Raw genomic sequence first — 6,636 nt, forward strand, 5'->3', positions numbered from 1 at the left:
GTACGAGATGTTCAAGGCCCGCGAGCGCGAGATCCACGCCAACGCCGAGCGTCGTCGCCGGTTCGCGGAGGCGATTCGGATCCGCCGGGCCAACGCCAAGGCCGGCCGGGCGGAGCGGGCGGAGCGCGAGGTGGAGACCGCCGCGGCTCGCGAAGCCCGAAGCATGCGCTGGAACATGCAGCTGATCGCGCGGTGACCCGCACATGAAACCGGCCACGTCCCAGGCCGCGCCCCGCTCGACCCGATGTCGAGCCGGCCGGGACCGATCCCATCCACCACGGCACGAAAACAGCACCTGACGACCCCGAGCGGACCACGGTCCCCTCGGGGTCGTCTGCCGTCCAACCCCAAAACCACCCCCCAACACGGGACCGCAGACGCCCGACCCCGACCGGCCACCCCGCAACCCGGGGCCGCAGTGCGCCGGCCCCGCACCCTGACCGGCCACGCCGCGTCCCGAGGCCGCAGTGCGTCCACCCACACCGTCCGGACCCGACAGCCGCCCTGCTCTGCCCCATCGACGCCCGCAACGAGGGGGCCGCCCGCGCCCGACCATCGGCCGGGGCCGGCCGTTTCCGCAGCGCCAGGCCGCAATGCGCCCGACCACGGTTACCCGGGCGCGACTTCCACCCCCCAGACGCCCTGACCTCGCCCGCAGCGTGAGAGCCGCCGGCGGCCCAATCGCGCCCGTCCCGGGCCGGAAGGAGCCGCTCGTCCAACCCCCAACCATGCCCGCGAGCGGAGACCGCAGGCGCCTAACCGCCCCCTGAGGCCCGCCACTTCCGCTGCGCGAGGCCGCAGCGCAACCCAACCACCGATGCCCGTGGCCGACCATCGCCCCGTGAGGCGGTGGCCTCGCCGTGATGTGGGCGCCCGTGGGCGCCCAACCGCCCGTTAAGGCCCGGCACTTCCGCAGCGCGAGGCGACAGCGCAACCCACCCGCTGTTGCCCGTGACCGACCATCGCCCCGCGAGGCCGTGGCCTTGCCCGTGATGTCGGCGCTCGACCGCCCCCTGAGGCCCGCCACTTCCGCAGCGCGAGGCCGCAGCGCAACCCGCCACCGTTGCCCGTGACCGACCATCGCCCCGCGAGGCGGTGGCCTTGCCGTGATGTGGGCGCCGTGGGCGCCCAACCGCCCGTTGAGGCCCGGCACTTTCGCCGCGCGAGGCGACAGCGCGACCCACCCGCTGTTGCCCGTGACCGATCACCGCCCCGCGAGGCCGTGGCCTCGCCGTGATGTGGGCGCTCGACCGCCCGCTGAGGCCGCCACTTCCGCAGCGCGAGGCCGCAGCGCAACCCATCACCGTTGCCCGTGGCCGACCATCGTGCCGCGAGGTGGTGGCCCGTCCGCAACGCGCGGCCGCAGGGGGCCCAACCGCACGTCCTGGGCCGTCACTTCCGCCGTGTCCGGCCGCGGGTTTCCCTGGCCGTGCTCGGGCTGCCGGCTACTGCCCTCCCAGGCCCAACTCGTGGTCGCCAAGCGGGGCGAAGAATGCGGCCACCCGGGCGTCTGTGACCTCTGCCAATGTTGCCGGTGACCAGTGAGGGTTGCGGTCCTTGTCGACGACCTGGGCGCGGATGCCCTCGACCAGGTCGGCCGTCGACAGCGACGCGCACGAGACCCGGTACTCCTGGTCCAGGACCGGTTCGAGCGACCCGAGCGCCCGCGCCCGGCGCAGTGCCGCCAAGGTGACCTTGAGTGATGTCGGCGACTTGGTGCCGATCCGGTCCGCGGCTTCCTTCGCGGCCGGTTCGTCGCTGCCGAGCAGCCGGTCCACGATCTCCTCGACGGTGTCGGCCGCGTAGCACGCGTCGATCCAGCCGCGCTGCCGGGCGAGTTCACCCGCAGGTGCCGGCGCGGCGTGACGCTCGACCACGTCGGCCGGTTTGTCGCTCGCCAGGTCCGCGACGAACGCGGTCAGCCGCTCGGCCGGAACGAAGTGGTCCGCGAGCCCGCACAGGATCGCATCGGCCGCCCCGACGGGGCCTGCGGTCAGCGCGAGATGGGTGCCCAGCTCGCCGGGTGCCCGCGACAGCAGGTACGTGCCGCCGACGTCCGGGACGAAGCCGATTCCCGTCTCGGGCATCGCGACCGTCGACCGCTCGGTGACGATCCGGACGTCCCCGTGCGCGGAGATGCCCACCCCGCCGCCCATCACGACACCGTCCATGATCGCGACGTAGGTCTTCGGGTAGCGCGCGATCCGCGCGTTGAGCAGATACTCGTCCCGCCAGAACTCGCGCGCCGCGGCGCCGCCGACCAACGCGTCCGCGCGGATCGCCCGGATGTCGCCACCCGCGCACAGCCCGCGCTCACCCGCGCCGACCACGACCACGACGTCCACGTCGTCGTCGTGCTCCCAAGCCGCGAGCGCGGCAGCCATCCGCCGCACCATCGCGTGGTCGAGCGCGTTGATCGCGCGCGGCCGGTCGAGCGTGATCCGACCGCACCCGCCGACGCGGTCCAGGAGTACGAAGTCCTGCGACCCAGCGGGGTTCATCGGCCTGCCCCGATCGGCTCGCGGGCGATGACGACACGCATGATCCCGGTGATCCCTTCCGACGTCCGACACTCGGGAGGACCGCAACGGTCCCCCAAGCACCGTACTCCGGGCCGGACCGGACTCAGCGACCCGCCGGCATGTCGACGAACAGGCCCACCGAGGTCACCACGACCGCGACGTAGAGCGCCAGGTGCGCCCATCGCCAGGCGTCATACCTGCGGGCACGTGGCCACAGCCACGAGGTCAACGCGACGGGAATCGACGCCAGACCGGTCAGGGTCGCCCGATGCACGGCCGCCGCGGCCTGCGGGCAGTCCGCGGTCGAGTCGCAGGAATCGAAAGCCATCGCGCTCAAACCGAACATGAAGAACAGCACACCCGCGACCGGCACGATCAACGCCGTGGCGATGATCGGAGCCGTTCGCGAACCGCGCTCGCGCGCAGGGGCGTTGCGGTTCACGGGCCGGGCCGATACCTCGTTGGGAGCCATGGACCAACCTCACCACCGACGAGCGGACACGACATGAGTACGGATACTCGACTCGCGGTCGAACCCTCCCCACCCGCCACCCGACCGACCCCTATCGGGCGGCCCGTCCGCAGGCGGGTCGGGTGCGTGTCGCGTAGGAGCGCGCGGCGACGAGCAGGGCCACGCCGAGGCCGCCGAAGGTCAGGCCGCCGAAAAGGATCATCCACGTGATGCCGGCACCGGTGGTGAACGGAGGTTTCGGCTCGTAGGCGGGCAGGATACCGACGGCGACGAGCGGGGCGAGAACGACCAGGACGACGCCGTACACCGACAAGCCCACGCCCGTCAGCAGGGCCGGGACCAGCGGCAGCAGGCGCGGCACGCGCCGCCCGGCCAAGACGAGCGTCCAGCGCGGGAACACCTGACCCCAGGGGTACATCAGGCCCACGAGCAGGAAGATCGCGGCCAGGGCGGCGAGTACGGTCACGTCGAGACCCACCGTCGCGAGTGCCTTCGCCGCACCCGAGGCGTTCGCGTCCCGCCACCCCTGTGCCGTGACGCCCAGGGCATCGCCGCCCAGGGTCCAGACCGTCTTGACCACCGCCCACGGCAGGGTGGCGCACATGAGCAGGTAGACCAGTCTGCGGGTGCGCCTCCACGCGACGGAGGCGGGCGGGTGGACGCGCGGGCCGTCGAGACCGTCCGGGTGGACCCGACCGCACCGGGCGCAGGTGCCGCGCAATCGGCGGCGGCAGCCGACGACGAGCGGTACCAGCGCGCACGCGCCGATCGCGGTGGACAGCACGTGTACGAGCCCCGTGGCGCTCTCGACGCCCGAGCCGGACGCCAGGGTCACGACATACAGCGGCAGCGCGGTCGTCTGGAGCGCGAACACCGACGCGGTCACGAACAGCGCCAACGGCACCACCCGTCGACCACCCCGCGAGCACGGGCGGGTCGCGGCCACCGCCGCCGCGGCCCCCGGTACGGCGAGTGCGGCCTGGGCCAGGTGTAGCGCCGGCGGATACGACGTGTGCGCCGTCCACGGCACGGTGGTGCCCGTCACCGCCCATGCGACGTGCAGCACGCCGAACACCGCGGCCCACCCCACCGCGGCCCACGCAGACCGGACGGCCCACCGCGCGGAGCCCCCCGAACTCCCGGCTGACAGACCGGATTCGGGCCGATCGGTCGAGTTCACGGGCAGCGCCACGACGGACCTCCAGGTCGGGACCCGACCGCGCGGGTGCGTCGGCCGATCACCAATCTGTCGCCTCGGCCCGGGCCCGACGTCCCACCGCGGGGGTGCGCCTCGACCCGCCTTGGGTCGCACGGTCGAGCCCGCGCGACCCCCATCCGGGGGAGGGCCCCCGACCAGGGACGGACGAACGCCCACACCGGGCCCGGCGAACGCCCTGCCAGGACCCTGCGCACGTCACCGACCCCTCACGACGCGATCGGCCAACCGGCCAACGGCCGACCGGCCAACCGACCGCCCTGCTTCACACGACCGTCGAGTCGATGCCGCGGCCGGGCGTGGTCCGCCGACACCGCGAAGCAGTTCAGTCGGCGTCGTCGAGGTCCCGTACGTCACGCCGGCGCGGCAGCCCGGCCACCAACTCCAAGTACCCCTCGTGCAAAAGGCCGTTCGTGGCCAGGATCGTCATGTCGCCGGTCAGGACCGAATCTCCGCCCAGGTCGGTCACCCGCCCACCCGCCTCGGTGACGATCACGGGCAACGGCGCGACGTCCTCGTAGCCCATCGGGGGCCCGGCGACCACCATCGCGTCGACCCGGCCGGTCACCAGGTCGGCGACGCCGCTCGTGGCGGGCGTGAGGAAGACCCGGCGGTGCAGGGCGATCAGAAGCTCCTCCGGCCAACCCGCCGGATTGTGCAGCGCGGTCCGGGCACCGCGCAGACGCGACCGCTCGCCGACCCGCACCCGGCGGCCGTCGACGAGGTCGGGCTCGCTGCCCGTAAGCAGCCAACAGCCGCGTCCGCGTCCGGCCACGACCAGTTGCCGGCTCATCGGCCAGTTGATCACGCCGACGGCCGGTCCGTACTCGTCCTCGTACGCGAGATCGTTGGTGAACAGCGGTGCCCGGCGGGTGAACAGCGAGGTTCCGTTGATCGGATCGATCACCCAGCGCCGCCCGGACGACCCGGTACTCGCGCCGCCTTCCTCGCCGTGAATGCCGTCGTCGGGTGCCCGGCGCGCCAACTCGCCCCGGATCAGGTCCTCCACGGCGACGTCCACGTCCGTCACCTCGGTGCCGTCCGCCTTGCGCCGGCCGCGCCACTCGCCGAAGAAGCCCTGCGCCGACAATCTGCCCGCCCGGCCGATCACCGCCACGGCGAAGTCGAGAAGTTCGCGGTCGACCGGCGGAGCATTGCGATCCCAGTCCATCCGACGATCCTGACACGCTCCCGCGCGCCGGCAGGGAACGGGAGCCGAACCGGGTGCGGGCCGGCGCGAACCGGGCGCGGGCCCGGGTGCGGGCGGCGTGATCTCGCGCGGCGCGCTTGACGATTCCGCACACGGATGTTCGCTACACCTGCTCCGGCCGCTCCGGTCCCTCCCGCCGCTTCGTACGGGCAGGTTCCGTTCGTGACGATCCGCTGTAGGGCGTCGCGCCCGCACCGCGGGCCGCAGTCAGGCGCGGGCGGCTGTTTCCAGTTTGGTGATCTGCTTGCGCACGAGGCCCAGGTCGGGGAGTACCGCCTTGGTGCCCTCCATGTCCGTCCTGCTGACGATCACGAGGTGCGACCCGACGCGCACCATCAGCGCGCCGGTGGCCCCGCCGTCCTCGATCAGGCCCGTCGCCGCGAGCGAGTCGTCACCCAGGGCCGGCCCGTCCGCCCGGTTGTAGACCATCGTGCTGCGCACGCCGTTCTCGTCCGTGGTGGTGATGGTCGAGCAGGTCGCGAGTGCCGCCCGCCCCTTGGCCAGCAGGCTTTCGGCCTGGCCCGGGCCGAACGCGTACAGCTCGATGACGTCGAGCCTGGTCGACAGGGGATCGTTCGCGGTGGTGCCCGCCGTCGTCGCGGCCCTGATGGACGCGACGGGTGCGGGGCGGCCGTTGCCCGGGAGCGCGAGGTCGACGAACGGCTGGCACTCCGGCCGTACCGCCGTCTCCTTGCCGCCGAGGACACTCGGATCCGGGGCGTTCTGCTCGTAGTCCGTTCCCGTGTTCATCTCGGACTGGGTCAACAGCGCGGCGGTGAGCTGATCTTTCGTCAGCAACCGGTCCGACGCCTTCGATGCACCGCTCGGCGAGGGCTTCGAGGTGTCCGGTGTCTTGGCACCGTTCGAACCGGCGGAGTTCGTCGCACCGGTCGATCCCGGGGCGGGCGGGTCGGACGGCGCCGAAGAAGCGGACGTGCCGCCCGACTTCGGATCCTTGCCGTCGGAGTCGGAGTCGGAATCGCACGCGGACGCGAAGAACAGCGCCGACGCGGCAAGGGCGACGGTTGCGATACGGATCCGTGGGTTGCGCATGTACGGCCTCCTTCGGTTCGGGTACGGGTGCTTCGGTTCGTCGATCCCGAGGCCGTGAGTCTGTCCGCGACCACCCCCGCGGCGACAGGCTCCGACCGCATCGCGAGGGTCCCTCGCCCGATTCCGAGGGACCCCCACGATCGGTGCGGACACCGCCGCTGCG

The 6,636-nt window shown here is 72.9% G+C and carries 6 protein-coding genes; 1 reads left to right on the forward strand and 5 read right to left on the reverse strand.

The annotated features are described in order from the left end of the window. A partial coding sequence (locus GT354_RS28990; protein WP_161359332.1) for a hypothetical protein occupies positions 1–196 on the forward strand: 196 nt, incomplete at its 5' end. A 1,249-nt stretch (positions 197–1,445) separates the two neighbouring features. Here the strand turns inward: GT354_RS28990 and GT354_RS28995 are convergent. The 5 genes from GT354_RS28995 to GT354_RS29015 form a co-directional block, all read right to left on the reverse strand. Beyond that, a complete protein-coding gene (locus tag GT354_RS28995) occupies positions 1,446–2,501 on the reverse strand; it encodes an enoyl-CoA hydratase/isomerase family protein (protein ID WP_161359333.1) in 1,056 nt (351 codons plus the stop codon). Positions 2,502–2,625: 124 nt separating this feature from the next. After that, complete coding sequence (locus GT354_RS29000; RefSeq protein WP_161359334.1) at positions 2,626–2,994, reverse strand: hypothetical protein; 369 nt, start codon at positions 2,992–2,994, stop codon at positions 2,626–2,628. Positions 2,995–3,085: 91 nt separating this feature from the next. After that, positions 3,086–4,186: a hypothetical protein gene (locus GT354_RS29005; RefSeq protein WP_346012228.1), complete on the reverse strand. Its 1,101-nt coding sequence runs from the start codon at positions 4,184–4,186 to the stop codon at positions 3,086–3,088. Positions 4,187–4,535: 349 nt separating this feature from the next. Continuing rightward, a complete protein-coding gene (locus tag GT354_RS29010) occupies positions 4,536–5,381 on the reverse strand; it encodes an inositol monophosphatase family protein (protein WP_161359335.1) in 846 nt (281 codons plus the stop codon). Between the two features lie 246 nt (positions 5,382–5,627). Next, positions 5,628–6,473, reverse strand: a complete 846-nt coding sequence (locus tag GT354_RS29015) for a hypothetical protein (RefSeq protein ID WP_161359336.1) — start codon at positions 6,471–6,473, stop codon at positions 5,628–5,630. Positions 6,474–6,636: the final 163 nt, after the last annotated feature.

Source organism: Streptomyces sp. SID3343 (genome assembly GCF_009865215.1).
Lineage (GTDB): Bacteria > Actinomycetota > Actinomycetes > Streptomycetales > Streptomycetaceae > Embleya.